Raw genomic sequence first — 25,744 nt, 5'->3', positions numbered from 1 at the left:
GAGTTCCTATGTCACCTAAGACGGCCATACTCATGGTGCTTGGATTATTGCTGTTATATGGATTGTTCACCATAGGACTGCCATTTCTGTTAGCACTGGTGACAGCCATTTTCTTAGATCCATTAACGTTACTTTTGATACGTTTTGCGAAAATGAGCCGCTTTATCGCTGCTACAATCATCTCTACGGTGTTTACCCTTCTGATGCTGGCTTTAATCTATTTTATCGGGATGAATGTCGTGACTGAGCTTATCGATCTAGGTCGTAAGGCACCTAACTATATGGAAGATGTCAATAAATACGTGGATCAAGCCGTTGTGCAAACCCAGGTGTTCTATGATTCTTTATCACCAGAAATGGCTGCTCAGGTCCAGACTTGGGTAGAACGCAGCACGGAAACGTTAACGAGTGCTCTAACAAGTATATTGAGCGGAATATCTGGATTTTTCCTCAATATGGCGGGTAAAATTCCTAATATGTTCATGCTGTTACTTGTGTATGTGATTGCTCTGTACTTGTGTATGTATAGCTTGCCGAATCTGAAGGTTGCGTTTCTCTCCATTTTTGAAACGAACACGAAAGAGAAGATGGGGCAAGTGCTGGTCAATTTGCGGGTAGCTATATTTGGCTTCATTCGCGCTCAGCTCATCATGGCGATTTTTACGTATTTGGTGACTTTTATCGGGCTGCTTATCCTTCGTACAGAGTATCCATTAGCTATTTCGCTGTTAGTCATGGTGATGGAATTCGTGCCGATAATCGGAACAGGGCTCATATTCATACCGTGGATCATCTATCAGCTGCTGGTGGGGCACACGGGGTTGGGGATCGGCCTGTTGGTCCTATTCTTAATTTTGAGCATTCTGCGCCGAATTATGGAACCCAAAGTGCTAAGTGATGCGGTTGGCATTAATTCCTTGGCGGCTTTAATTTCTTTGTACATTGGTTTTGAGTGGCTTGGCTTTGCTGGCTTGTTCCTCGGCCCACTGGTGGTCATTATCTATCAAGCGTTGCGCAAAGCAGGCGTGCTGAACTTAAATATTAAGTTAGATTAAAAATGAGAAGTCCCTTTTCGAATTGCGAAGATGCAATCGGAGAGGGATTTTTTGTGTTGGGGGGAGATGCTCCGAATCCGAACTCATCAAGCGCATCTAATGGCATATTCTCGAAAAAGATGGGAAAAAGGTGATTTTGGTCAAGTTATACCGCATATAACGAGTCATATAGGCTATGAAAAGGAGGAGACGTATGTTTACTCAGTTTAAAAAATATTACCCGTATATTGGCCCGTGTGACCCGTGTCCGCCAATTAGGGTGAAATGGTATAATACCCCGCCACAGTTATATATTCATTTTCAACCGCCAGGTCTGCCACAATATAGCCCGTATGATGCCTTGAAAATAGGTACGCTCTGGCCAGCGCTTTATGGGCCTTACCCGATGTATGAGCCAAGAAGTGAAGAAGGAGGCCAATCTACATGAGTGAGCGTGTGCTACCAGAAGCCTATTACAAGCAGCTTCGTGATCTGCAAGCCGTGGATTTTGTATTGGTGGAGTTGACGCTCTATTTGGATACACACCCTGACGATCTGAGTGTGATTCAACAGTATAATCAATTTGCTCATAAGCGCTTGCACATGGTGGAGCAGTTCGAACTGGCATTCGGTCCTTTGATGTCCTATGGACATAGCTTCACGAAAGCCCCATGGCAGTGGGTGGAGACTCCGTGGCCGTGGCAAGTTTGAGAAGGAGGATAGCCCATGTGGATTTATGAGAAAAAGCTGCAATATCCTGTCAAAGTTAGCAAATGTGATCCTCGGATGGCCAAACTGCTCCTTGAGCAGTATGGGGGGGCAGATGGGGAGCTTGCTGCGGCTCTTCGCTATTTGAACCAACGATACTCGATTCCAGATAAGGTCGTCGGATTGTTGACCGACATCGGAACTGAAGAGTTCGCCCATCTTGAGATGATCGCGACCATGGTGTATAAGCTGACGAAGGATGCGTCACTTGAGCAAATGAAGGCGGCTGGTTTGGATGAACACTATGTGGCTCATGATCGAGGACTCTTCTATCAGAGCGCCGGAGGCGTCCCCTGGACGGCTACCTACATACAAGCGAAAGGAGACCCAATCGCCGACCTTTACGAGGACATAGCGGCAGAGGAGAAGGCGAGAGCGACTTACCAATGGTTAATCGACCTAACGGATGACGTTGATTTGCAGGATAGCTTGAAATTTCTCAGGGAAAGGGAGATCGTGCATTCGCTGCGCTTCAGGGAGGCTGTTGAAATTTTGAAGGACGATCGAGTGGAGAAGAAGATATTCTAAAGGTGGAGGTTATCCTATTGGAGAAATGACATGGATGGCTCGCTAAAATGGCTAATTATTTGATTTGAATGGAAATATACAATCGAATCATGCTCTATTAACGGCAATCGTGATAAGTTGTGGGGGGCGAATAGTGTAGATAAAAAGCCAGCTCACCTGAGCTGGCTTTTGTCGTGGTAGCAGGGTTAACCATGCTTCCTCTGTATGAATAAACGTGTGCAGACAAGCACACTCTTAAGCTTTCATTGCCGCACCGCGCACCCAAACCTGCTCGAGCTCAAGCTCCGAGCTGATCAATAGCAGATCGGCTTGTTTGCCTTCGGCAATCGAACCGTGCGTCGCTTCGAGGCCGAGCAGCCTCGCCGGATTGCCGCTCGCGTACCGGCTCGCGTCTGCGACACTGACGCCAACCTCGCGCACCATAAACCGGAGCGCATCCATCATCGTCAGCGTACTGCCGGCGAGCTCGCCGCCACCCGTCAGCCGGGCAACGCCCGATTGCACGGTTACGGCCTGGCCGCCGAGTTCGTACTGCCCGTCGCCGAGCCCGGCGGCGGACATGGCGTCCGTGATCAGCAGCAAGTCATACGGCTGCTTCACCATCGTCAGCAACCGAATAGTTGCTGGATGGAGGTGAATCCCATCGGCGATGACTTCGCCGCTGATGCGGTCGTCGGTGAGCACAGCACCGACGGTTCCAGGCTCGCGATGATGCAGCGGCTTCATCGCGTTGAAGGTGTGCACCGCATGCGAGAGCCCCGCGTCCACCGCCGACTGAATGTCGGCGTAGCTGGCGTCCGTATGGCCGCATGCGGCAACGATGCCATGATCGCGCAGCCACGCGATCATCTCAAGGCCCCCCTCGCGTTCGGGGGCCAAGGTCAACTGCTTCATGAGCTGCGGGAACCGCTCATGCCAATCGATGAGCCATGGAAGCTGCGGCGTAACCATGAGTTTCGGATCTTGAGCACCTGCCCATTTGGGCGAGACAAATGGCCCTTCGAGATGCACACCAAGCAGCTGAGTGTAAGGCATGCCCTGCTCAATGTAGCTCTGCACTTCGACAAGCACGCGGTCAATTGCTTCTCGCGTAGCCGTCATTGTCGTTGCTAGCATCGAAGTGGTGCCATGTGAGGCGTGGAAACGTGTTATCGTATCGAGAGTTTCCGGATTCGCATCCATGAAATCGGCGCCATAGCCGCCATGGACGTGAACATCAATGAAACCGGGTAGCAGCCATTTGCCGCCAGCATTGATATGCTCGGCAGTAGGACTAGCTGTTTCCGGGCTCCACCAAGACAGTTCCCCAACGAAGGTCAATTTACCATCAACCACATGAATCAAACCATTTTCAATTATGCCTTCTTCCGTGACAATCTTGGCGCCTGAGATGAGGAGTTCACTCATTCGAAAAGCCTCCCAGCCTCTGCATCAAGAAGAACAACAAGGTGAGGATGAGTTTGCAGCAATGTAGCAGGAACTTCAGTTGTAATTGGTCCCGTCAGGGCACGATGAACGATTTCGGCTTTATCGGCGCCGCGTACGATCAATAGGATGGTTTTCGCTTTCAGGATGGTACCTACTCCCATTGTTAGAGCGTGTGTAGGCACGTCATCAATCGAATCAAAATAGCGCGCATTGGCCTCACGTGTTTCCTCTTTCAACGCAACACGATGTGTGCCGCTAATCAAGGAATCGTCAGGTTCATTGAAGCCGATATGTCCGTTATGGCCTAAGCCAAGTATTTGTAAATCAATTTGCTTGGCATCATCCAAAAGTTGATTGAATCGCTCACATTCCGCTCCCAAATCAGCCGCATTGCCATTCGGAATATGCGCAGATTCAGCAGGAAGATCAATGTGTGCAAATAAGTGTTGTTGCATATAAGCATGATAACTTTCGGAATGGTCGACTGGTAAGCCAACGTACTCATCCAAATTAAAGGCAGTAACCTGTTTAAAACTAACACGGCCTTTTTCGTAGGCTTTCACAAGCTCTTCGTAAATACCGACGGGTGTGCCGCCTGTGGCTAAGCCGAGAACGGCTTTCGGTTGCATTTGAACCAGGGAAGTTATAATACCTGCACCTGCTTCGTTCAGTTCTTGTTGATTTTGGAAAATATGAAGGTTCATTGTTGTTTATCCTCTCTTTCCTGGCTAAATATTCGAATGATAAGTCCGTGGAGATTGTACTATTTATGAATCTTATTTTGCATGAAAATTTCATTTTTTGATCAAATTATTCTCATTTCAATCATAACTGAATTTTTTGAGATCGGCAATAACCATTTTCCATGATTGTACATTGACTTACATGGGTATGTTTGCCATTCTTAACTATGATCATAACAACTATTTATTACATATAAAGGAGCAAGAAGATGACGACTCGGGGACAACTGCCGGAAGCGATGCTTTTTGATTTGGATGGGACCTTATTTCAAACGGAAACCTTACTGTTGCCAGCTTACCACGCGACATTCGACGAGCTTCGCGCAAGAGGCTTATTCAAGGGAGAGACACCGCCGGAAGAACGGATTTTAGGGGCATTGGGCATGCTCCTTGAACATATATGGATGCGTGTTATGCCAGAAGAACCCATTGCCACACATCAGGAAGCGGATAAATTATTGATCAAGTACCAGGTTCAAGGACTAATAGAGGGCCGCGGGGTATTATACGATGGCGTAGCTGAAACTTTGCAGACACTTCATGCCAAGGGCGTCCGATTATTTGTGGCAAGCAATGGGCTAGAGACATATGTCAAGGAAGTGGTTGCTGCTAAGGGTCTCGCACATGTATTCGAAGGCTTGTATAGTGCAGGCGAGTATCAAACGAGATCGAAGGTGGATTTAGTCAAAATATTGCTGGAAACCCATCAGATTGGGTCTGCTTGGATGGTCGGGGACCGCTCCTCCGATGTGGAAGCGGGTCTACGCAATAATCTGACGGTTGCTGCTTGTGATTATGCAGGCTTCCGGGAGGCTGGCGAGCTTGAAGGTGCGCACATACGAATCGGCCGTTTTGCGGAGCTGCTTGATCATATTTCCTAATCTCTGCAATCTGTCGCAAAGCAGGGTTGTTGGGCATACACTGTAGCACATTAAGAGATAAAGGTGCTGATCAGAATGCCTTCTTTTGTAGGGATATTTAACATCATAAGGAATGAAGGAAGCCTGATAAACGGAGATACGTGTGTGATTGCACCGACGAGTGCATCTAAATCAAATTCAGGTGCAGGTGGAGGAATAACAGGAGATTTTGCCGTATTGACAACCCTTTTCAATGCCACGATTACTATCGACCCCGACGTGATCGATGCCGGTGCGAATAAGACAGCAACGGGGACGTAAGGAACAAGCATGACTTTGACCGACTTAAACTCACCTTCAGTGGGTTGATGAATCGGTCTTTTATTTTTGAGGAAGCCTATTGACACAGGCAAGCTAGCGTATTTATTATTAACATATGAATAATTGTTCATATATGTTTTTGAAACAGCGTTAGGCGCGGTGTGATAATGAGTGAGCAGCCAGGGAGGGAATGCCATGCATCAGCATGATTCAGAAAAAAAACAAGCATGTGGACATGACCATTCAGATGAGAAGAAAGGTCATGCGCATCATGACCATGCAGGCCACAGTCACAACCACGAGCATCAGCATGGTCACGGCCATGGTCACCACCACCACGGACATGGTCATCACCATGGGCACTCTGGGAATAAACAAGGGTTGCTAATTGCGCTAGCTATAACAGCAGGTATCATGGTTCTTGAATTTGCTGGCGGTCTTTGGACGAATAGCTTGGCGCTGCTTTCTGATTCCGGTCATATGTTAAGTGACACAGGATCGCTGGCTTTAAGCCTCCTTGCGTTGTGGTTTGCAGCAAAGCCGACTTCAGGTCGCTTATCCTTTGGCTATCATCGATTTGAAATATTAGCAGCACTTTTTAATGCAGTGACGTTATTTGCGATTGCGGGTTTCATTATTTGGGAAGCTGTTGAGCGATTTCTTCATCCTACTGTCGTAGCTAGTGGATCCATGATGTTGATCGCGTGCATTGGATTGCTTGCTAATTTGTTAAGTGCTTGGTCGCTCATGCGTAAAGGCGATGTTCACGGTAATCTCAATTTGCGCAGCGCTTATCTGCACATTTTAGGTGATGCCCTAGGCTCGGTAGGTGCGATACTAGCTGGCGCTGTGATGCTGCTCTTTGGGTGGTATGCGGCGGATCCCATTATAAGCATCATCGTGTCGCTTCTTATTTTAAAAAGTGCTTGGGGCGTACTGAAATCAACCCTGCACGTCTTGATGGAAGGGACACCAGGTTCTATTTCCATCGTGTCCGTTAAACAAGTACTAGAAGATATTGAAGGTGTTGTTGACGTTCATGACTTGCATGTATGGACAATTACATCGGGAATCGAGGCCTTGAGTTGTCATTTGCTTATTAAGGATGATCGAGACAGTCAGGATATTCTTCAGCAGGCGATTAATCTGATCGAGAAGACATTTGGCATTACGCATGCGACGATTCAAATCGAAAAATCAACGAACAACCACGGTGTTCTCTCTGTGTAAATAGATAGTGAGGATTGGAGGGTTTGGTATGGACAATGGATTGCTAGAAGCAAAGTCGACAGCCGAAGATTGCGAATGCGCGCATGTGCAGAGATCCCAAAGGGAAAGTGAGCATGTGCTTACCGATGGGCAGGCGATAGGCATTGCTGAGATTTTTAAAGCGCTAGGAGATCCAACGCGTGTTAAAATCATCTACTTCTTACTTCACAAGGAGCTCTGTGTTCACGATCTTGGGGCGCGAATAGGGATGGAGCAATCTGCGGTTTCACATCAATTAAGGTATTTGAGAGACCTGCAGATTGTCAAAAGACGTAAAGAAGGAAAAACGGTGTATTACTCACTAGATGATGAGCATATTGAACAAATTTTTGTGCAAACAATGGGGCATCTAGGGCATATGTAACCCCTATCTTACCAACACATGAAGAAAACCTGAGTGGAAGGGATTCGTCCCCTACATCTCAGGTTTTTTACTTATAGAGGAAGGTGATTAATCCTCTGAGCTTTTATTGTTTTGATTCAGCATCCAAAGGGCGTATTCAAGCGGTCTTGTCACTGCCTTTTGGTAGGTCGCGTGCTGACCAATTCTGCGGAATACTTCCCGTGAAGGCTTCGGATTGACTTCGAGGAGCCACACATTGCCTTTGGGATCGACGGCGATGTCCATACCTAACTCACACAGTTTGCCGAATTTGACTTCTAAATAGTCAGCGAGCTTGTAAGCAAAAGCGTTCATCTCACTTTTAATCGCTTCTATTTTCTCTTGGGAAGAGAAGCGATAGCCTAATAATCGATCTTGCGTTACTGCAGTACCGCCTCCGTGAAGATTGGATGTAATACTGCGATGAGGACCGATTCTTCCGGCACACCCCGTCACTTCCCATTCACCTTGCCCGTTTTTCTGAATGAGCAAACGATAGTCATGAACGCGGCCATCTTTTAGCGTCAGATGGATGCCTTGCTGAACGACATAGTCGGGGCTCAGATTCAACGTATGAAGCTTAATCGCTAGCTGTCTTTCATTCGCACGGAAAGGCGCTATGATGGATCGATATTGATTTCTTCCTTGTAATAAATATAGATCGGAGGAAAGCTGTTCAATACGCATGATGCCTCTTCCTCCGGTGCCATTCTTCGGTTTGACATAGATGAGCTTATACTTCTTTAGAAACCTCATCAACTCGTGGATCGTACTGTATCGAACTGTCGCTGGTAAATAAGGTCGAATCGCGCTGCTTTGGGAGAGTGTTTGATGCATCGCCCATTTATTGGCGAGTGGTTTACTTAAATAAATGAGCTTGGCATGGCGGTTTCGGAAGGCTTGAAGCATATGATAATTCGCCGCTGCTTTATAGCGGCAGCGATCATAAACAATGGGAGGTAGAGTCGTTTGCTTCCGTATCCATTTCCCTCGAGTAGAATCAAATGTGAGTGTTCGCACTGCGTTTCCCTGTACATCCGCCGGAGTAAACACCTCGACTTGAACACCTAGCTTCTGGCCTTCTGTACTTAGTCGTTTGAAGTAGGCTAGTTCTTCAAGACGAGAATTGTTTAAATAGATAGCGAGTACGCCTAGTCGTTCTTGAGCCAAGCATAATCACCTTCTTCTCCGATTATTAATCAAATACAGACTGTACTGTATGATTCGTTCAAGGGATTTTTGACGAATTCGTGGTTCATCGAATTTCATAGGCTTCGAATTGGCTTCGAAAAACCAGATGTGTCCTGTCGTGTCAACGCCGATATCCATGGACATTTCCCCAAGAGGATTGCCAGATGATTTCTCAATTTGGGTGGCTAGTGTGATCACCGCAGTCCGAACTCGTCTTAGAATTTTTTTGGCTTCTGTAGCGCCAAACGCATGTGTCAGTAATTTTCGCGGTTCATCAATCGATCCGCCGCGCGGAACATGGGTTGTGATGCTTGCTTTACCTGCTACACGTGCGCCGATACCAGAAACGCTCCACTCACCTTTAGCTGTTTTCTGAATTAAGGCACGCAGATCGTAGGCGCGCTCATTGAATCTCGTAAGCGCAATCCCTTGCTGGACGATATAATCTTGGCCACCGCGCTGCCGATTCCATTCTTTCCAGATGTCATCGCTTGAAGAATGATAACTATAGACCATTTTCTTATCTTCTTGACGGCTCAGGCGATATTGAACCGCGTTATTCTTAGCTGACACGCGATCAATCCGCATGATGCCTTTTCCTGCTTTACCTTTGACAGGTTTCAAGTAGAGCACAGCGTGTTTCTGTAGTAGTTGTGAGAGATCGGATACCTCGTTCATTTGCTGTGTATCTGGCATGTAAGGTTTACTTTCCTTCGCACTATTTAACCAACTGAATAATGTCCATTTATTAAAAAAAGAAGGGTTGAATAAATGGACGCTTGTGCTGCGTTTACAGGCCTGAATGGTTTGCTGGACCTCAGGCCGCATTTCCATTTTACGGTAAGGAATGCGATTGTAAACAACTTGAGGAGAGGGAACGAGTTCCCTGCTCCATTTACTAGCCCCTGGATGAAAGCGATAACCGTACATCTCAGGATTCGATATGCTGAAGTCCTTCGTCGTCACGACATAGACATCCAGTCCATAGCGCTCACCTGTTTTTATCAAATCCAGAAAATTGTCTAAGTTACCGCGAAAGATGCGGGAGCTGTCTTTCACCGTGAGGATAGCAAGCGTAGGTTTTGGTGCACTCTCATGAAGGGTAAAACCCATTAGTTTTCCCTCCTTGAGCGGAAACGGCTCAAATACAGACAGTGCTCATAGACACTTTGGAGGGTAGCGGCATCTCCATCTTTCAGTGAGGGATGCTTGAAAATCGATCTGCCCGGCTTCGCATTCGCTTCAAACATCCACACTTTTTCGTTCTGATCGATCCCGATATCGAAGCCTAGCTCTCCGAGCAAATGGTCATAATTATTTTCAATCCCCTGAGCAAGCTTAATGGCAGTTTCTTTGGCGTTCTCAAGAATCTGTTCTCCACGCCCTCCATAAACTAATCGTAGAACCTGCTCAGGTGTCATTAGTTGACCACCGTTTCGGATATGCGTTGTGACACTGCCTTTACCTGATTTCTTAGCACCAATCGCTGCCACAACCCATTGATTATTGCCATTTTTGGTCAAGTGGAAGCGGAAATCAATGGGGCAATTATCAATTTCGATGAGTCGAATGCCTTGTTGGGCGACGTAGCTTGCTAAGCGACCGCGACCTGTACCCAGCATTTGCATCAAGCCTTCGAATTTGGCATATCGAATCAGGACATTTTTATTCGACTTCCGGTAGCGGACGAAATAACCACGCTTCGGATTATAGGTTACACGATAAATGCCGATGCCGAGGCTCCCAGCTGTGGGTTTCAGGTAAATAAATTTATGTTTATCGAGCATTTCTTTGATTTGTTCGGCAGTGGGGTTAATGCGGGATTCCGGTACAAAACGAAATGCATCGTCGCCGTCTAACATTTTGTAAACATCCCATTTATCAAAGAAGCTCCAGTTAAAAATCGGAATACCTCGTTGCACGAAGCGATTTTTAAATCCCTCCATACCTGCTGATTTCTCTGCTGTGCGGCTGGATAGCCGATTGTAGATAACGTCCGGCAGCGGGAATGTTTTGCGCATCCAGCCTCCTCCTTCTTTCGGAATAATGCCTGAAACGGTCTCTTGAATCCAGTTCACACTCTTGGGACTAAAAGCGAAGCTGAATGAGCGATGTGAACCTGTATTAATGACTTGGCGAATGAATCCAGTTTTCGAGCCGAATGGCGATGTTCCATTCTCCACATTCGTTAAAACGCCGATAAGTGGACCGATACGAAGCTCTTTATTATTGGTATTAACAACTAACACATTCCCCGTGCGAGGAATACGCAAGGAGGCCATTAAGGAAAGCGGGATATACATATGCTGACCACTTTTTTTGATCAAACGGACCGGTAACGTAGTACCTTTACTCCCAACCTTTACAGTAATGGATTTAATTCCGGTTAACCGTAAAGCTTTGGCGAGATCACTCGTTAAGTAGACCGATCTATCTGTTCGTTGTACGGCGTGGAGCATACACGATGTCAAACTCATTAGGTTACCCTCCTAAACTTGTTGCCCTACGGGGCTTTCCGTGTCAAAACAGGCAGAGATGACCTTCTGCCCCCAGGAGCACGTTCAAACAAAGCTTAGCTAGCTCAGCTCAGCTGTTTGTTTAACAAAAATCCAGCATAGTGGATCGGATTTGCAATTGAATTCTTACGTGCTCGCTCATTATGCAAACGGGCAAAAATCGTTCTGCCCGGCTTCGAATTTACTTCAAGAATCCACACGCGTCCGTTGGTATCGATCCCTAGATCAATACCAAGCTCGGCTAGTCGACCATGGTATGCTTCCAGCAAGGAAGGAATGTGTTTGGAAAGCATGGCAATCGTATCAATCAGCTGTTGTGACTTCATCTCACCAAATTCTCTATTCAGAAAATCAGTCACATCTTCGGCTGTGCCCCCGCCATGCAGGTTGGAGGTGATGCTTCCAGGTTTGCCAACACGAACCGCCATGCCCGTATGTTCCCAGTTTCCGCGACCATTCTTCTGTACTAAAGATCGCACATCATAGGCCATTCCGTTCGTCGAATGGAGATGTAAAAATTCTTGCAAGAGGTATGGACGGGAGCCAATCCCATTTCTAAGCCATTGCCAGCAAGAATGCCACTCCGTAAACGTACGTGCAAATGGATAGTTATGTCCATCTCGTCCTTGAACGTGAAACGACGTTCCTCCCTTGTGAATGTGTATCGTACCTCTGCCTTGACTACCGCCCTGTGGCTTTAAGAAAGCGTCAGAATTGCTCTGAAACCAGGTTTCTAGCTGATGTCCGTTCCGGAGTCGGCTGGTCTCAGGCAAGTAGGGATGTAAGGCAGGATCTTTCTGTAAGATCTGCCCCACTTCCCACTTTCCGCTCAGGCCGTAGCCAAGGAATCGAATAGAGGGGAGGGCACGCAGCTTGCGCAAGTGATATTGATACGTAAGATAACTACGCTTATTGTTGAAGAAACAGCGATCATAGATGAGAGACGGAAGGGGAAACAACTTCGTGACCCAAGTCTGGCTAGCCCTTTCGTACATGTAGCCTCTTATCATTTCTTGTTGCCAGTCGATGCGATTTGGGGAGAAAACAAACACATCAATCCCCTCATTAGCTCCGTGATGAGTCAGATTCATATAAAAATCCGAGCTCGCAAAAGGGAGTTCCCGGTTCAGTTCGGTTACCATGATCCCTAACAAAGGGCGCTGTGTTTGCAATCGCATGTTTCACCTCAATGCTTCGCCAAAAAACGAGCATATTTGACTAACGTTTTAACAGAGGGTCTAATTTTACTTTTATTGGTATCAGGATTCAGTGCGGTATTATCATCCTTAGATGGCTTGGAGTTGACCTCCAGAAGCCAAACTCTGCCTGATTTATCAACGGCAAGGTCAATCCCAAGTTCTCCGAAATGACTGGGGATTTGAGTTTCGATCCCTTTGGCAATGTCCAATGAGGCCTTGCGTAAACGCCGAATTATTGAGGTTCTGGCCGCAGCAGTTGAGAAAGAGGCTTTGGCTAATGCGGCAGGCACTGTTGATAGGGATCCACCTCGTGCCAGATTAGAGACGAAGTGCTGCGCACCCGCTATCCGACCAACAATGGAAGTGATTTCCCATTCCCCCTTTTCTCCTCGCTGCACAAGTGCGCGGAAATCAATCGGATTTCCCTCGGCAGAAATAAGATCCAGTCCTTGCTGAATTTGATATCGTTGCGTTTTGAGCTTTCCAGAGATGGACTGAAAGACGGCTAGAAGTGAAGGGTAGGTCTGTCTACGGACACCGGCAAGGCTTGTTGAATGAGCCGTATATGATTCTCCAAGACCTTCTCGGCGAATACGAATAATGCCATTGCCGAGGCTTCCAGTGATCGGTTTAAGGAAAAGAACACTATGGCGGGCAGCCATAGATTTCAGCATTTGAAAGTTTTTGAAAAGGTAGGACTCCGGTAAGTAGCTATGCAAGGAGCTATCTTTGCGTAGAGCATCGAAAACCTCTGTTTTGTTCAAATATTTCTCATTGAAGATTTCCGTACCATAACGGGACTTAACGTCCTTCATGAATTGTTGAACGTTGGGCATATTCTCGTACTTTCGCGAGGTGAGCCGATTGTAAATGACATTGGGAATCGGAAACGTTTTTTTACTCCAAGAACCATTGGCATAAGAATAAGCAGAAAGTGTGTGAGCATTGGCACGCATTTCTTGTGGTGGGAAGAAACACACACTAGCCCCTAATTGATCACAAGCATCAGTCAACTCTTTACAAAAAGTGGTAATGGTACCGAATGGGCGGCTGGGTGAAGACGTATTAACGCGGCTAATCATGACGCCAATTAAAGGTCCAATCGACATTGTATTCGAAGTTGGCTTATAGTTGATGGTAAGCCGTGCCCCTTGATGTAGACCTATCTTAGATGCAAGTGCAGGGTCGACACGGAGGCAATTCGGTACAGCAGCTGTGACCACTTTGACATCCTGCTGGTATGAGCCGAATCGCATGTTAATCATTTGATTGGATGGAACTTTCCATTTTCTTGCAATGGCTTCACTTAGAACAACGGTCCGATCATCCAAATAGATGCTGGTACTTTGAATGGATACGCCAACTTTCGTTCTGGTCAATAGTGAACACTCCTTCCAGCATGAGAAAATCCCTATCGAGGCCATTCAAGGATGATCGACCGCGTTTAAAGGTAGATTTTATCGCCAATAAGAAAGCTGTTTTCGTAAACCGAAGACTTAAACTTTCTTATGTGGACACAAATGGCATTGCTGTTTAAGCAAAGTAAACTACTCCATCATATGAGGACATATTTCCCTTTGTGCCTAGGCTTCTGAAGGAAAGCGCCCATTCTTTAAACATAACTTCAGCGAGCATTCAGCTAATTTTTAGGGTTTACTCAGGATTTCAAGCGCCTAAGTACGTATAATTAGCTTAAATTCTTATTCAAATTGATGGGAGGGAACAGGTATGAAGGCATCCTCCAAATGGACGAAATGGCAAATCGGACTCGTGAGTGCGATGATTGTGTTCTATTTGTTTCAGGAAGTCAAAGAAAGCCCTGAATTTTTAACGGCTGTTCGTGATGCTTCTAATTCAAAGCTGAATGCATCAACAATCGTTACTCAGAAAAAGACAGACACCCAATCTACAGAGCAATTAGGTAGAAATTCAGGTGATAGGATGGAACGTAGGGGAAGAAGTCGAGACCAACTCAATCGCACAGACGATACTTTCTCACAACCGCAACAACAGCAAACACAACCACAACAGCAGCAGCAAACACAGCCGCAACAACAGCAAACACAACCACAAGCGCAGACTCACACAAGAAGTCACGCATCCTAGCATCATAATGGGAGGGGAGAGGAGGCCACATGTTTCACGAACTCACATTCCGCGCAATGAATTCACAGATGCAGGTCCTAGTAGAATCGGAAACATCGTTAACCCAGCTTGAAATCCCCATACTTGATGGATTTGCTCTTGCGGAACAACGATTTAGTCGGTTTCTCCCCTCGAGTGAATGTTCCTATATCAATGCACGAAGCGGGCAGCCTAGTTTCGTTTCTGACAGCATGGTAGAGGTGCTTGAGTTAGCTAGGCACTATCATGAACTAACGAATGGCGCTTTTGACATTTGTGTTGGACATGCGATGCAGCAAGCGGGGTATAGGCACTCATTTGAGCGGATAAAGGAAAGTAATGTGGAGCTTGAACAGCATCCTCCCCTAGGAGGATCAGGTTTGGCGCTGCAAGTAGATCCATGGATGAAATCAGTTCGAATCCTGGCAGGTCACCAGTTGGATTTCGGCGGGATTGTGAAAAGCTGGACAGCCCACCAACTAGCAGATCAACTCCGTAAGGATTGGCAAGTAGGCAGGGGACTCATTAATGCAGGTGGCGATGTGGAGGTGTGGGGTGGCGCGTCGGAGAACGAGTCATGGTGCATTGGCATTGCGAATCCTTATGAATCGGATACTTCCCATGAAGCTACACTTCAATTAATGACTGGTGCTGTAGCTACTTCCAGTACACTGCGCAGACGCTGGCAAACGAGTGATGGGGAGCGGCATCATCTCATTGACACGCGTACGATGCGGCCAAGCACATCTTCCGTTGTGCAATGCACCGTTGTCGGCAAAGATTTGATTGCTTGCGAGGTTTGGGCAAAAGTGATGTGTATGCTGGGAATGGAAGAAGGGGTTCCCCTTTTTCGGCGAAGATCACAGGGCATGGAAGCTATATTATACACTTCGGTTGGTGATGTGTTTCAAGTAAAGCCACTACTCGGCAGCATGGAGCTAACATGGACCGGATTGAAAGGAGTAAGAAGTCTATGATTCATTTTTTCGTTGAATTATTACCTACCTGGATGCTCATTCGAATCTTTGGTATTCTCTCATATCTGATATTGTTCGTTGGCATGGCTCTCGGAATCACCTATAGCTATCCTCAGATTAAAGGACACAAAAAGGGGCAATTGCTCCGCTGGCACACGTATGCGAATCTAACGGGAACCTGTTTTGCACTCTTGCATACCGTTCTTCTCATTATAGACACGTTCATGCCTTTCGACTGGGCAGAACTGCTTATTCCGTTTACAGCCAAACATAACCCTGTATTAAATGGCATTGGCACGCTTGCCATGTATGGCCTATTACTTGTTCTGTTTACCACGGATATTCGGAATAAGCTCAAGCGCAAGGTATGGTTAACTTTTCATTTGTTGTCCTATCCGATTTTTGTATTGTCCCTGTTGCACGGTATCCTGATAGGTACAGATAGCAAGCAAGGATGGGCCTCACTAATGTATATCGCGACAGCGATCATCCTAGTTGGTTTAACAGCTATGAGATTCCAACTGTCGGCACGTAAACGTCAAGTGAAGGTAGGTCAAAGCAAGCAGGTGTGATGCGAGTTCCAATCATTCGATTGGGGCTCTTTTGCTTATTCCCTTGTTGCGAAACATGTCGAAAATGTCTATAGTAAAAGGGTATTTATAAGGAAATGAGGATAGGCAACCGACATGGCAAAAGCAAAAATCACGGAGCTTGATATTGTCAGAGCAATTTCCATCTTAGCGGTCGTCCTGATTCATGTAACGGCGGACTGGACAGTGGATCCCGCTTTGAAAGGCAGCAGCACACAGCTGTTTATTTTATTTCTGAACAAAATAAGTTATTTTGCTGTTCCCGTATTTATTTTTCTGAGCGGCATCGTATTGTTCTATATTTATGAGGATAATTGGAGCGCTAAGCAAGCTGGTATTTTCTATTGGAAACGGGTTCGACAAGTACTTGTCCCCTATATCGTCTGGTCCTTTTTCTACTATATATATAATCCATGGCTATGGACGCCAGAGCATCCAATAAAAGTAGATCTTAGCGTTTTTCTCAAGCAGTTAAAATGGGCGGATTCGGGTTATCATCTGTATTTTATGATCATTATCGTGCAGTTCTATCTGCTGTTTCCGCTGCTTGTTTGGGCAGTCCGAAATGCAGCTTGGTTTCGTAAAACGCTGGCGTTTTGGGGGTTAGCGATCCAGGCTGGCGTCTACATCTATAGCCATTGGTTCGGTGCAATCAGCCATAAACCTGAGCTATGTATCACGTATTTCGGCTATTTCCTCGTTGGCGGCGCCATTGGGATGAATTATGGTCATTTCCGCGCTTGGTTGGATCGCAATAAAGGTTGGGTGATTCCGTCTTCCATCTTGAGTGGTCTGGTATACACAGGGCTGTATTTATTAGCATCTAAGGGACATTCCTTTGAAAATACATGGTTTGAGATCATGTGGCTGCTGTATAGTCTAGGCATTGGTGTGAGCATGATCTGGATGGCCAAGGAACTTCTATTAAAATGGAAGCGGGTGGCGAGCTTCTTCGTCTCGCTTGGGATGGTTTCCTTCGGTGTCTATCTCATGCACCCCGCCTTGCTTTCCCTCTGGAAGTATAAGGTTCACATGCCAGGCTCCATTCTGCTATTCAACGTTTACAATGGAATCGTATTTGTACTGATTGTAGGCATTCCATGGGCGTTGACCTTGCTGTATCGAAAAGGAAGAAAAGTGCTGTTGAAATAAAGTTGGAGAGTACCTTGATTCACAGTGGCGAAAACCATTCATCTCGAAACTCCTACAGAAACTGCAAAAATGCAGGTTTTGTGGGAGTTTTTCGTTGTCTCCTAAATTATGTATTTATATGATTGCGGATAAGTGCTCAGTGGTCAGCTGCAGCATGGAATTACACGAAAAAATCGATTAGTCTGTAAGAAGGAGAAATATTGATCATTGCGCCTATTTCAGGGAAACTGAAAGAAATGAGAAGAAGGACGTGGATCTAGGGAATGAATACCATTATTGATCTTTTACAAAGTCATCGCTCCATCCGTAAATTTACAAACGAGCCCGTTAGTATCGAACAACGTGAGGCGATTATCAATGCCGCTCAAGCCGCCTCGACTTCGAGTAATATGCAAGCATACAGCGTGATTCACGTCTCGGACGCTGACTTGAAGAGGCAGCTAGCCGAGTTAGCTGGCAATCAAGCTTACGTCAGCGAGTGCCCGCTTTTCTTCGTGTGGTGCGCAGACCTGCACCGCTACGCGGAGGCGGTCCACCGTCATGTGGACACGCCAGTTACCGGCAATGCTGAGAATCTCATCATTGCCACGGTCGACGCTGCATTAGCTGCGCAAAATGCAGCCATTGCCGCCGAGTCACTTGGCCTCGGCGTCGTCTATATTGGCGGGCTGCGCAGCAAGCCCGCTGAAGTGAGCGAGCTGCTGGGCTTACCCCAGCTCGTGTACCCGGTCTTCGGCATGTGCATCGGCATGCCGGATCAAGAGCCGATGCAGCGCCCGCGGCTCCCGCTAGAAGCTGTATACCATGAGAATGGGTATACGCATAACCAAGCCGCGGTCGAGGCGTACGACGAGACGGTTCGCGACTATATGAATGTGCGCACCAGCGGCAAAGTAGATACGACCTGGACGAAGGAAATGGCTGCGAAAGCGCAGCACCCAAGGAAACATATGAAAGCCTTCCTGAGCAGCCAAGGCTTCGAAGTGGAATAGACTCGTCTTCATTTTCAACCCTGCGTTCATATAACTAGAACTTGTCTCATACAATGAAAATAGAGATAGGTGCGAGGTTATTTTTAAGCGAAGGGTGTGTGATCAGATTGAAAGGTTTCAAAAATGTCGTGTACATGAGTTTGGCAGTCGGCATGTTATTTTATTCCATTCCGCAATTACAATTTCGTGAGGTTGGTTCGTTGCCGATGATTTTTAGTGTCATTTGGCTCGTGATGGCCTTGCTCATCATTGCTGCGCATTTGCACCAAATTCTTGGTGTGGATGAAGAGAAACGTAAGCAGCAGCTCCGGATCAATCGGATGAAAAAATGGCAAATGGAGCAGCTTGTCCAAGGCAGACGGAAGCTGCTGCAATTCCGTAAGTAGGAGAAAAATGCGTCAATCTTTGACATCGAACGTACGTTTGGTATAATGAACATAGAGCATCCAATCCATTAGGGTTGGATGCTTTTAGTTCACCCGGAACCTCATTGTTCTTACACGCTAGAACGATTATACTAGTAGTACAGAGTAATACAGGATCTAGTGAATGAGGTGTAACAGTTGGATACACATTCCGTCGATACATTAACGAAGCATGAGCAGATTTTGCGGCATATTGAAGACTTGAAGCTGGGCAGTCGGATTTCCGTGCGTAAAATCGCCAAAAATATGGAAGTCAGCGAAGGCACGGCTTATCGCGCAATCAAAGAAGCGGAAAATCAAGGACTGGTTTCGACCAAAGAACGGATCGGAACGGTTCGCGTGGAGAAGAAGCTGCGTCAGAACATTGATAAACTGACCTTTGCTGAAGTTGTTAATATGGTCGATGGTCAGGTACTTGGCGGAGCGAAAGGTCTTCATAAGACGCTTCACAAGTTCGTCATCGGTGCGATGGAGCAAGATGCGATGATGCGCTACATTGAGGCTGGCAGCCTGCTAATTGTAGGTAACCGCAACCGGGCACATTTGTGTGCCTTAGAGCAGGGCGCTGGCGTTTTAATTACCGGTGGATTTAATACGAGTACCGAGGTCAAAGTATTGGCGGATGAATTGGAGCTGCCGATTATATCTAGCAGTTATGATACTTTTACCGTCGCATCCATGATTAACAGAGCCATTTACGATCGTTTGATTAAAAAGAAAATCATGCTCGTCGAAGATATTCTCGCCTCTGGTGCAGCTCTCTTCGCACTGAAAGCGAACAGCACATTGAAGGACTGGCAGCGTATGTCCGAGGATACGGGCTACAGCCGTTTTCCTGTCGTTGATGAGTGGAACCGCATTATCGGTGTGGTGACATCCAAAGATATGGTCGGCGCGAGTACGCACCAATCCGTCGATAAATTGATGACCAGAAATCCGCTGACGGTTTCTCCTCAGACGTCTGTCGCATCGGCTGCGCATATGATGGTGTGGGAAGGGATTGAGCTGCTGCCGGTCGTGGATACGAACCGGAAAATCGTAGGTGTCCTTAATCGCAGCGATATCTTGAAGGCGATGCAATCGATTCAGAAGCAGCCACAGAATGGTGAAACGTTCGAGGATTTGATCTGGTCGGGGATGGAAGAGGTGAGAGATGAGAAGGGCAAACTGCGGTTTCATGGTGTCATCACACCACAGATGACGAATCATTTGGGGACCGTCTCGGAAGGGGTTCTTACTACGCTCATGACACAGGCGGCTTACCGAATCGTGCAGGAGCATAAGAAGGGCGACCTTGTTATGGATAATATGTCTACCTATTTTCTAAAGCCGCTTCAAATTGATTCAAAAATAGAAATACGACCCACCATCATAGAGGTGAGCCGTAAATTTGGCAAGATTGATGTAGAAATTTATCATGCTGGGGCCCTGGTTTCCAAAGCGATGTTAACCGCTCAAGTGATCTAGCGCAGCAGGCGATCGAAGTGTCCGTGATTGCGAATACCGACGAAAACATTGAAAACACCGATCAAGACGAGTACCGTGCCGAAGATACGGCGGAAGCTGGATTCGCTGAAGAAGAAGATTTGCGTAACAGCAATGAGAACGAGCATCAATCCCATGAAAATGTTCATGCGGGCCGTATACAAGCCGCGTTTGGCAGCATCTGCCTCACGCCTGGAGCGAATGCTGTAGAACAAAGTAAGCCCGAGAAGAAGGCAGATAAGAATGAATAAGGTGAGTTGAATGGCATGCATAGCTAGAATCCGTCCCTTATGTAGAATTTACAATTAACTTTAGCGAGTTTAAGACGGGATTGCAAGATGAGACACGAATCATGTTATGTTTTTTTCTCTGTTGCCGTAATCCAAACGGTTAATTCGGTTTGGATTAACACAATGGATTTGACTTCAACAATATATTTTTTGTCATGTAGAAAATAAGTTCTTTGCGTGATTAGTCGCTCGTAGAGGGGCTGGGAATCACGTACAAAGGCGGCCTTTTGGCCAATGACGAGCTTAAGCTCACTTTTGATATCACCTTCAATTTCCTTCTGAATGTCCTCACTAAAGATGTCAGATTCGCTTTTGGGCAGCAAATGGACATTGACTACGTTGACCAGGGTTTGATTGTTTTTTGTCTTTTTTAAGTTAGCGATATCGATTTCGAGATCTTCATTCTCCTGTAAAACCTTATGCAATTGGACATATAACTCATTATAGGTGTGCTGATGAATGCTCATATACACGGCGCTCCCAATGATCGCTCCCGATAACAGCAATCCGAAGCTCGCAAGCATTCGTTGGTATCGGGCAAAAGGAGGGACTCTCAAGGTTGATGGCCTCCTTTGCAGATCATTTGGATGAGCGCAGTCCCGAACTGTGCCCCCGTAAAAGCAACGATAATATAGACAATTTGTTTGATTGCCGGATTGAGATGTCCGATGGCCACGTGACTTTCAATATAACGGATTGGATCAATTGTGCCGCCAACCGCAGCGACCATAGCCCAAATCTTGATATTTTCAGAAATGGTCAGCATCTTCTCGGTGGGAGATTGAAGTGTAAGTACAGCTGCGATGCCACTTAACATACTGCCTCCAAATACGACCCCAAAGGCAATGCAGAAATACATGATAATATTTGCCCAAAAGCTAACCATGCACGAATCTCTTCCTTTCTACCTAAGTTAGGAGGACAAACTCTCTCTTTTCTACTGTATGGGACTGGCTGGCTCCAATATGATAAAATAATAAGAATAAATGAAGAAAGAAGGGGGGAATTGCGGATGAGTACGTTTGTACATCTGCATGTGCATAGTGAATATAGTTTATTAGACGGTGCGGCACGGATGGAGGAGCTTGTTTCACAAGCGGCTAATCTTGGCATGACCTCTCTGGCTTTGACGGATCATGGTGTCATGTACGGGGCGATTGCTTTCTACAAAGCCTGCAAACAGCACGGCATCAAACCTATTATTGGCTGCGAGGTATACTTTACTGCGGGTTCCATTCGTGACAAAGGGACAAGGCAGGAACAGCCAATTTATCATCTTATTTTGCTCGCGAAGAATTTCAAAGGCTATCAAAATCTAATGAAGCTCACGTCGATCGCACATCTACAGGGCTTTCACTATAAACCGCGTATAGATTTAGAACATTTGGCCCAGCATTCGGAGGGGCTGATTTGCTTAAGCTCTTGCTTAGGCAGCGAGGTTTCCCAGCATTTACTTCATAACCGATATGACGAGGCTCGTAAAGCGGCAGAGCGTTATCGCGATATTTTCGGTGAAGATTTCTTTCTGGAAATTCAAGATCACGGCATGATTGAGCAGAAAAAAGTTATGGTTTCGATGATTGAATTGAGCAAAGAAACCGGTATTCCTTTAATCGCGACGAATGATGTGCATTACGTAACAGAGTCGGATCATGTGATGCAAGACATTCTTATCTGTATTGGTACTGGCAAAACCGTGGAGGACACAGATCGGCTCAAAATGGGAACAAGTCAGATGTATTTGAAAAGTGAAGAGGAGATGCGGCGTTTATTCGTCCATGTGCCTGAAGCGCTTGCGAATACAGCTGAGGTTGCTTCACGCTGTGATCTCGAACTGACGTTCGGGAAATCGATTTTGCCAAGTTTTAGACCGATTCCTGCACATTTGTCAGCTGGTCAATATTTACTGGAGCTATGTACGCAGGGATTAGATCAGCGTTATAGCAGTAAGCCGGAGTGGCACGATGCGAGTCATCCAATGAGGAAACAGGCCGAGGAACGACTCGCCTATGAGCTTGGTGTCATTGAGAACATGGGCTTCTCCGATTACTTCTTAATCGTGTGGGATTTTATTCGCTTCGCCCATGAGAAACGGATTATGACAGGGCCAGGCCGGGGTTCCTCTGCAGGGAGCTTAGTTGCCTATGTGCTTCGCATAACGAATGTCGATCCGCTGCAATATAAGCTGCTCTTTGAGCGGTTCTTGAACCCAGAACGGATCTCGATGCCGGATATCGATATTGATTTTAGCGATGAACGCCGAGATGAAGTCATTGATTATGTGGTTGCCAAATATGGACATGAACACGTCGCGCAAATTATTACCTTTGGTACGATGGCAGCCAAGGCTGCGGTTCGGGACGTAGGACGTGTTCTCAACTTGCCTTATGGGGATGTAGACCGTGCAGCTAAGGCCATTCCTAATCAACTCGGCATGACGTTGAAGGAAGCTCTTCAAGTGAGTTCTGATTTGAAAGGTATGGTAGCCAGACAGCCTAAGACTGCAGAACTACTGGAGATGGCCATGCGAGTAGAAGGAATGCCGCGCCATGCCTCTACGCATGCTGCTGGTGTTGTCATTTCGCGTGAACCACTGACGCACTATGTTCCTCTGCAAGAAGGGACAACACAGACGGCACTCACGCAATATACGATGGAGCATTTGGAGGCGATCGGACTCCTCAAGATGGATTTCCTGGGTCTACGGACCCTTTCGATCATTGAACGAACCGTGGATTGGCTTTCCCAAATGGAAGAGGTTCAGATTAACTTTGACCAACTGGGCATGGATTCGGATGACATCACCTATGAGATGCTCAGCAGAGGAGAAACAACCGGTGTATTCCAGCTAGAGTCAACAGGTGTTCGCAAAGTACTGAAGGATTTGAAGCCCTCTGAATTTGAAGATATTATTTCCGTCTTGGCTTTGTACCGTCCAGGCCCAATGGAGTTTATTCCCAAATATATTGCAGGTAAACATGGACAAGTGGAGGTTGTTTATCCGCATCCAACACTTGAGCCTATTCTACGGGACACTTATGGCATTATTGTGTATCAAGAGCAAATTATGCAAATTGCCTCGTCGATGGCAGGCTTCTCCTTAGGTGAAGCGGATCTATTGCGTAGAGCCGTTTCCAAAAAGAAGCGGGAAGTACTCGACGAAGAACGTACACATTTCGTTTCGGGAAGTTTACGTCAAGGTTTTAACGCTGATGAGGCGAACCATGTGTATGATATGATCGTACGCTTTGCGGATTACGGCTTCCCGCGTGCGCATGCGACGGCTTATGGGGTGCTTGCTTTCCAAACCGCTTATCTCAAAGCGCATTATCCGATCTATTTCATGGCTTCCATGTTGACCGCGGTCATGGGGAATCATCGCAAAGTTGCTGAGTATGTAGACGAATGCCGACGTGTGAAGCTTGCAGTTCTTCCGCCGGATGTGAATGGCAGCGGAACGGTGTTTACACCTGATTCGAGTGCCGGAGCTATCCGATTCGGACTCGCTGCGATCAAAAATGTAGGAACCCATGCCATTGATGCGATCCTCAGCGAGAGAAAGAAAGCACCTTTTGAGAGCCTGTTGGATTTCTGCCGCCGGGTAGACCTTCGCGTATGTAATAAACGAGTCGTTGAATCTCTCATTCAAGGTGGGGCATTTGATTCACTCGGCGGGCATCGTGCTCAACACCTCGCGATCCTAGATGAAACGATTGCTTCCGCTACGAAATGGCGCAAGGAACGGGACGATTTGCAGCTTCATCTCTTCGGATTTGTCGAAGAGCCGAACTGGGAAGTTGAGGTGCCGAACATCCCGCCGATGCCGCAATCCAAGCAGCTAGAGCTGGAGAAGGAGCTTCTCGGCATGTATATCTCGGGTCATCCGTTGGATGCTTATGCCGAACAATTAGCAGAGCTGGATGCGGTGATGCTGCATCAGCTAACGGAATTGCCGGATCATAGCGATGTCCTTGTCGCAGGGATGATCCTCTCGAACAAGACGATCGTCACGAAGAAAGGCGATCCCATGGCGTTCATGGAGCTGGAGGATCGCATCGATAAAGTCGAGGTGGTCTTGTTCCCCGAGACCTGGAAGAAGTCGGCTCCGCTCGTGCAGAAGGGCAGACTCGTCCTTGTCCGTGCGAAGCTGCAGCTTCAGGACGAGGATCCGCCCAAGCTGCTCGCGGAGCAGCTCGCTGCGCTGGACGACCCGGAGGCCGTCCAGCGGCTTCGCCGGCAGCCTGCGGCACAGCGACGATCCCCTGACGATGTCAGGGATCGTACGCCGCGCCCGGCTGCCCCACAGAGCGGCGCGCGCAGCGCCGCTCTGGCACCGCAGGCGGCCCCTGCTGCGGGCCGCCCAGAGCCCCGCGCTGCGGCTGCGCCAGCGCGCACTATCCCCCCCGCTGCTGAGGCGAAGCCGCAGCGGGTGTTCGTCAAGATTACGGCTGACTGTGAGCAGCCGGATAAGCTTCTGCAGCTGAAAGCGCTGCTGAAGCTGCATAAGGGCCAGCTCGCGGTTGCGCTGTTCTATGAAAGAAGCAACAAGCTTCTGGCCTTGAGCGACCAGTATCGGGTCGATCCGTCCAAGGATCTCATGCGCATGATCGAAACCATTATGGGCAAAGATTCCGTCCGAGTGAAATAAAGATTGCTTCCTCCGCATATGAATAGGAACCCGGCTTTCTTTTCTATTCATGTAGGCATCCCATTGCTAGGAGGAGGATTTATGACCGAACAACACATGATCCAACTACTCCAGAAACGCGGCGTGACCGTGGATAAAGTCGCAGAAATCGTATACAAGCTGCAGAAGCCGTATAATGATCAACTCACGATTGAAGAATGTGAAGACAGTGTAATGGCTGTGCTTTCCAAGCGAGAAGTGCAGTATACCCTCTACACGGGCATTGCCCTGGATGAATTAGCAGAGAAGAAAATGCTGCCAGAGCCGCTGCAATCTATTCTTGAGGTGGATGAACCTCTTTACGGGGTAGACGAGACCCTAGCACTTGGGATTGTTCATGTTTACGGCATGATCGGTTTAACAAGTTTTGGCTATTTAGATAAGGAAAAAATAGGGATTATACGGGCGTTGAACGATGACCGCAGCGCTGTTCATGTTTTTCTGGATGATTTGGTGTGCGGATTGGCCGCAGCAGCTTCAGCCAGAATCGCTCATCAGAATGAGCATGCGCCTGATTATAGCCCTAAACACCGTCTGGACTAAGCATAAATAGTTCAGGCGTTACTTTAAATATAGAATTTATATGTTTCACACGATAAGTCTGCTATATTTCTAGATAAACGCACTTGTCCTAAGCGGACAATGTAGCCGTTTATTTTTTTTCATCGTTGTGCTCTGTTGCGGGCAAAAGTGGAATTATGCTATCATTATTGCATTGTGTGTTCCTATGCGTATAAAGGATGTTATTATCGTCATTGCTTAGTTGCCTTAGTGGTTGTAGTT

General features: G+C 47.0%; 27 protein-coding genes. 17 read left to right on the top strand and 10 right to left on the bottom strand.

Features of this window, described 5'->3' with window-relative positions; translation table 11 throughout:
• Positions 1–8 precede the first annotated feature (8 nt).
• The 4 genes from ytvI to AC58P7_RS11265 all read left to right on the top strand — a co-directional run bounded on the left by ytvI (position 9) and on the right by AC58P7_RS11265 (position 2,330).
• Positions 9–1,055, top strand: coding sequence for a sporulation integral membrane protein YtvI (gene ytvI, locus AC58P7_RS11280; protein ID WP_497342780.1), 1,047 nt, complete (start codon positions 9–11; stop codon positions 1,053–1,055).
• A 193-nt stretch (positions 1,056–1,248) separates the two neighbouring features.
• On the top strand, positions 1,249–1,482 hold the full coding sequence (locus AC58P7_RS11275; protein ID WP_497342778.1) for a spore coat associated protein CotJA: 234 nt from the start codon (positions 1,249–1,251) through the stop codon (positions 1,480–1,482).
• On the top strand, positions 1,479–1,745 hold the full coding sequence (locus AC58P7_RS11270) for a spore coat protein CotJB (protein ID WP_497342776.1): 267 nt from the start codon (positions 1,479–1,481) through the stop codon (positions 1,743–1,745). Before AC58P7_RS11275 ends, AC58P7_RS11270 begins: the two co-directional genes overlap by 4 nt.
• Before the next feature lie 15 nt (positions 1,746–1,760).
• On the top strand, positions 1,761–2,330 hold the full coding sequence (locus AC58P7_RS11265) for a manganese catalase family protein (protein WP_497342774.1): 570 nt from the start codon (positions 1,761–1,763) through the stop codon (positions 2,328–2,330).
• A gap of 234 nt (positions 2,331–2,564) precedes the next feature.
• On the opposite strand, the gene nagA is transcribed toward AC58P7_RS11265, so the two are convergent.
• Positions 2,565–3,737 carry an N-acetylglucosamine-6-phosphate deacetylase gene (gene nagA, locus AC58P7_RS11260; protein WP_497342772.1) on the bottom strand — a complete coding sequence of 391 codons (1,173 nt, stop codon included), beginning with the start codon at positions 3,735–3,737 and terminating at the stop codon, positions 2,565–2,567.
• Positions 3,734–4,462 (bottom strand): glucosamine-6-phosphate deaminase, encoded by a 729-nt coding sequence (gene nagB, locus AC58P7_RS11255; RefSeq protein ID WP_497342770.1) that lies wholly within the window; start codon positions 4,460–4,462, stop codon positions 3,734–3,736. Before nagB ends, nagA begins: the two co-directional genes overlap by 4 nt.
• Positions 4,463–4,710: 248 nt before the next feature.
• Here nagB and AC58P7_RS11250 point away from each other — a divergent pair, with 248 nt between their 5' ends.
• The 4 genes from AC58P7_RS11250 (at position 4,711) to AC58P7_RS11235 (ending at position 7,315) form a co-directional block, all read left to right on the top strand.
• Positions 4,711–5,382, top strand: coding sequence for an HAD family hydrolase (locus AC58P7_RS11250; protein ID WP_497342768.1), 672 nt, complete (start codon positions 4,711–4,713; stop codon positions 5,380–5,382).
• Between the two features lie 75 nt (positions 5,383–5,457).
• Positions 5,458–5,682 (top strand): spore germination protein, encoded by a 225-nt coding sequence (locus tag AC58P7_RS11245; protein WP_497342766.1) that lies wholly within the window; start codon positions 5,458–5,460, stop codon positions 5,680–5,682.
• Positions 5,683–5,877: 195 nt separating this feature from the next.
• Positions 5,878–6,912, top strand: coding sequence for a cation diffusion facilitator family transporter (locus tag AC58P7_RS11240; protein ID WP_497342764.1), 1,035 nt, complete (start codon positions 5,878–5,880; stop codon positions 6,910–6,912).
• Positions 6,913–6,940: 28 nt separating this feature from the next.
• A complete protein-coding gene (locus AC58P7_RS11235) occupies positions 6,941–7,315 on the top strand; it encodes an ArsR/SmtB family transcription factor (protein ID WP_497342762.1) in 375 nt (124 codons plus the stop codon).
• An 87-nt stretch (positions 7,316–7,402) separates the two neighbouring features.
• On the opposite strand, the gene AC58P7_RS11230 is transcribed toward AC58P7_RS11235, so the two are convergent.
• From AC58P7_RS11230 to AC58P7_RS11210, 5 genes are all read right to left on the bottom strand, one after another.
• Positions 7,403–8,503 (bottom strand): YheC/YheD family endospore coat-associated protein, encoded by a 1,101-nt coding sequence (locus tag AC58P7_RS11230; RefSeq protein ID WP_497342760.1) that lies wholly within the window; start codon positions 8,501–8,503, stop codon positions 7,403–7,405.
• A 6-nt stretch (positions 8,504–8,509) separates the two neighbouring features.
• Positions 8,510–9,637 (bottom strand): YheC/YheD family endospore coat-associated protein, encoded by a 1,128-nt coding sequence (locus AC58P7_RS11225; protein ID WP_497342759.1) that lies wholly within the window; start codon positions 9,635–9,637, stop codon positions 8,510–8,512.
• Entirely contained in the window at positions 9,637–11,001 is a 1,365-nt protein-coding gene (locus tag AC58P7_RS11220) for a YheC/YheD family endospore coat-associated protein (protein ID WP_497342757.1), read from the bottom strand. Before AC58P7_RS11220 ends, AC58P7_RS11225 begins: the two co-directional genes overlap by 1 nt.
• A gap of 104 nt (positions 11,002–11,105) precedes the next feature.
• The gene (locus AC58P7_RS11215) at positions 11,106–12,218 is read right to left on the bottom strand and encodes a YheC/YheD family endospore coat-associated protein (RefSeq protein WP_497342755.1); all 1,113 of its coding nucleotides are present in this window, start codon (positions 12,216–12,218) and stop codon (positions 11,106–11,108) included.
• Between the two features lie 8 nt (positions 12,219–12,226).
• Positions 12,227–13,618 carry a YheC/YheD family endospore coat-associated protein gene (locus tag AC58P7_RS11210; RefSeq protein ID WP_497342753.1) on the bottom strand — a complete coding sequence of 464 codons (1,392 nt, stop codon included), beginning with the start codon at positions 13,616–13,618 and terminating at the stop codon, positions 12,227–12,229.
• 349 nt (positions 13,619–13,967) lie between these two features.
• Here AC58P7_RS11210 and AC58P7_RS11205 point away from each other — a divergent pair, with 349 nt between their 5' ends.
• The 7 genes from AC58P7_RS11205 to AC58P7_RS11175 all read left to right on the top strand — a co-directional run bounded on the left by AC58P7_RS11205 (position 13,968) and on the right by AC58P7_RS11175 (position 19,966).
• Positions 13,968–14,345 (top strand): hypothetical protein, encoded by a 378-nt coding sequence (locus tag AC58P7_RS11205; protein WP_497342751.1) that lies wholly within the window; start codon positions 13,968–13,970, stop codon positions 14,343–14,345.
• 29 nt (positions 14,346–14,374) lie between these two features.
• Positions 14,375–15,340, top strand: a complete 966-nt coding sequence (locus tag AC58P7_RS11200) for an FAD:protein FMN transferase (RefSeq protein ID WP_497342749.1) — start codon at positions 14,375–14,377, stop codon at positions 15,338–15,340.
• The gene (locus AC58P7_RS11195) at positions 15,337–15,912 is read left to right on the top strand and encodes a ferric reductase-like transmembrane domain-containing protein (RefSeq protein WP_497342747.1); all 576 of its coding nucleotides are present in this window, start codon (positions 15,337–15,339) and stop codon (positions 15,910–15,912) included. The genes AC58P7_RS11200 and AC58P7_RS11195 overlap by 4 nt, the downstream gene beginning before the upstream one ends.
• Positions 15,913–16,026: 114 nt before the next feature.
• Positions 16,027–17,082: an acyltransferase gene (locus tag AC58P7_RS11190; protein ID WP_497342745.1), complete on the top strand. Its 1,056-nt coding sequence runs from the start codon at positions 16,027–16,029 to the stop codon at positions 17,080–17,082.
• Between the two features lie 263 nt (positions 17,083–17,345).
• Positions 17,346–18,074, top strand: coding sequence for an oxygen-insensitive NADPH nitroreductase (gene nfsA, locus AC58P7_RS11185; protein ID WP_497342743.1), 729 nt, complete (start codon positions 17,346–17,348; stop codon positions 18,072–18,074).
• Between the two features lie 134 nt (positions 18,075–18,208).
• Positions 18,209–18,460, top strand: coding sequence for a hypothetical protein (locus AC58P7_RS11180; protein ID WP_497342741.1), 252 nt, complete (start codon positions 18,209–18,211; stop codon positions 18,458–18,460).
• Positions 18,461–18,637: 177 nt separating this feature from the next.
• A complete protein-coding gene (locus AC58P7_RS11175; RefSeq protein WP_497342739.1) occupies positions 18,638–19,966 on the top strand; it encodes a DRTGG domain-containing protein in 1,329 nt (442 codons plus the stop codon).
• Here AC58P7_RS11175 and AC58P7_RS11170 read toward each other — a convergent pair.
• The 3 genes from AC58P7_RS11170 to AC58P7_RS11160 all read right to left on the bottom strand — a co-directional run bounded on the left by AC58P7_RS11170 (position 19,963) and on the right by AC58P7_RS11160 (position 21,160).
• Positions 19,963–20,256, bottom strand: a complete 294-nt coding sequence (locus AC58P7_RS11170) for a YtpI family protein (protein WP_497342737.1) — start codon at positions 20,254–20,256, stop codon at positions 19,963–19,965. The two genes, AC58P7_RS11175 and AC58P7_RS11170, sit on opposite strands and share 4 nt — an antisense overlap.
• A gap of 83 nt (positions 20,257–20,339) precedes the next feature.
• Positions 20,340–20,831 (bottom strand): sporulation membrane protein YtrI, encoded by a 492-nt coding sequence (locus AC58P7_RS11165; RefSeq protein ID WP_497342735.1) that lies wholly within the window; start codon positions 20,829–20,831, stop codon positions 20,340–20,342.
• Positions 20,828–21,160, bottom strand: a complete 333-nt coding sequence (locus tag AC58P7_RS11160) for a YtrH family sporulation protein (protein ID WP_497342733.1) — start codon at positions 21,158–21,160, stop codon at positions 20,828–20,830. Before AC58P7_RS11160 ends, AC58P7_RS11165 begins: the two co-directional genes overlap by 4 nt.
• 126 nt (positions 21,161–21,286) lie before the next feature.
• On the opposite strand from AC58P7_RS11160, the gene AC58P7_RS11155 reads away from it, so the two are divergent.
• Positions 21,287–24,922, top strand: a complete 3,636-nt coding sequence (locus tag AC58P7_RS11155; RefSeq protein ID WP_497342731.1) for a DNA polymerase III subunit alpha — start codon at positions 21,287–21,289, stop codon at positions 24,920–24,922.
• Between the two features lie 81 nt (positions 24,923–25,003).
• Complete coding sequence (locus AC58P7_RS11150) at positions 25,004–25,504, top strand: phosphatidylglycerophosphatase A family protein (RefSeq protein ID WP_497342730.1); 501 nt, start codon at positions 25,004–25,006, stop codon at positions 25,502–25,504.
• Positions 25,505–25,744 lie beyond the last annotated feature (240 nt).

This window comes from Paenibacillus sp. J22FR5 (assembly GCF_059691975.1).
This window is presented reverse-complemented; position numbering and strand designations above follow the sequence as displayed.

Coding starts and splice junctions, on each gene's coding strand:
- AC58P7_RS11235 (WP_497342762.1), top strand. CDS start 6,941: ATGGACAATGGATTGCTAGAAGCAAAGTCGACAGCCGAAGATTGCGAA.
- AC58P7_RS11250 (WP_497342768.1), top strand. CDS start 4,711: ATGACGACTCGGGGACAACTGCCGGAAGCGATGCTTTTTGATTTGGAT.
- nagA (WP_497342772.1), bottom strand. CDS start 3,737: ATGAGTGAACTCCTCATCTCAGGCGCCAAGATTGTCACGGAAGAAGGC.
- AC58P7_RS11270 (WP_497342776.1), top strand. CDS start 1,479: ATGAGTGAGCGTGTGCTACCAGAAGCCTATTACAAGCAGCTTCGTGAT.
- ytvI (WP_497342780.1), top strand. CDS start 9: ATGTCACCTAAGACGGCCATACTCATGGTGCTTGGATTATTGCTGTTA.
- AC58P7_RS11240 (WP_497342764.1), top strand. CDS start 5,878: ATGCATCAGCATGATTCAGAAAAAAAACAAGCATGTGGACATGACCAT.
- AC58P7_RS11205 (WP_497342751.1), top strand. CDS start 13,968: ATGAAGGCATCCTCCAAATGGACGAAATGGCAAATCGGACTCGTGAGT.
- AC58P7_RS11155 (WP_497342731.1), top strand. CDS start 21,287: ATGAGTACGTTTGTACATCTGCATGTGCATAGTGAATATAGTTTATTA.
- AC58P7_RS11220 (WP_497342757.1), bottom strand. CDS start 11,001: ATGAGTTTGACATCGTGTATGCTCCACGCCGTACAACGAACAGATAGA.
- AC58P7_RS11190 (WP_497342745.1), top strand. CDS start 16,027: ATGGCAAAAGCAAAAATCACGGAGCTTGATATTGTCAGAGCAATTTCC.
- AC58P7_RS11195 (WP_497342747.1), top strand. CDS start 15,337: ATGATTCATTTTTTCGTTGAATTATTACCTACCTGGATGCTCATTCGA.
- AC58P7_RS11215 (WP_497342755.1), bottom strand. CDS start 12,218: ATGCGATTGCAAACACAGCGCCCTTTGTTAGGGATCATGGTAACCGAA.
- AC58P7_RS11160 (WP_497342733.1), bottom strand. CDS start 21,160: ATGGTTAGCTTTTGGGCAAATATTATCATGTATTTCTGCATTGCCTTT.
- AC58P7_RS11170 (WP_497342737.1), bottom strand. CDS start 20,256: ATGCATGCCATTCAACTCACCTTATTCATTCTTATCTGCCTTCTTCTC.
- AC58P7_RS11265 (WP_497342774.1), top strand. CDS start 1,761: ATGTGGATTTATGAGAAAAAGCTGCAATATCCTGTCAAAGTTAGCAAA.
- nfsA (WP_497342743.1), top strand. CDS start 17,346: ATGAATACCATTATTGATCTTTTACAAAGTCATCGCTCCATCCGTAAA.
- AC58P7_RS11225 (WP_497342759.1), bottom strand. CDS start 9,637: ATGGGTTTTACCCTTCATGAGAGTGCACCAAAACCTACGCTTGCTATC.
- AC58P7_RS11200 (WP_497342749.1), top strand. CDS start 14,375: ATGTTTCACGAACTCACATTCCGCGCAATGAATTCACAGATGCAGGTC.
- AC58P7_RS11180 (WP_497342741.1), top strand. CDS start 18,209: ATGAGTTTGGCAGTCGGCATGTTATTTTATTCCATTCCGCAATTACAA.
- AC58P7_RS11245 (WP_497342766.1), top strand. CDS start 5,458: ATGCCTTCTTTTGTAGGGATATTTAACATCATAAGGAATGAAGGAAGC.
- AC58P7_RS11150 (WP_497342730.1), top strand. CDS start 25,004: ATGACCGAACAACACATGATCCAACTACTCCAGAAACGCGGCGTGACC.
- AC58P7_RS11275 (WP_497342778.1), top strand. CDS start 1,249: ATGTTTACTCAGTTTAAAAAATATTACCCGTATATTGGCCCGTGTGAC.
- nagB (WP_497342770.1), bottom strand. CDS start 4,462: ATGAACCTTCATATTTTCCAAAATCAACAAGAACTGAACGAAGCAGGT.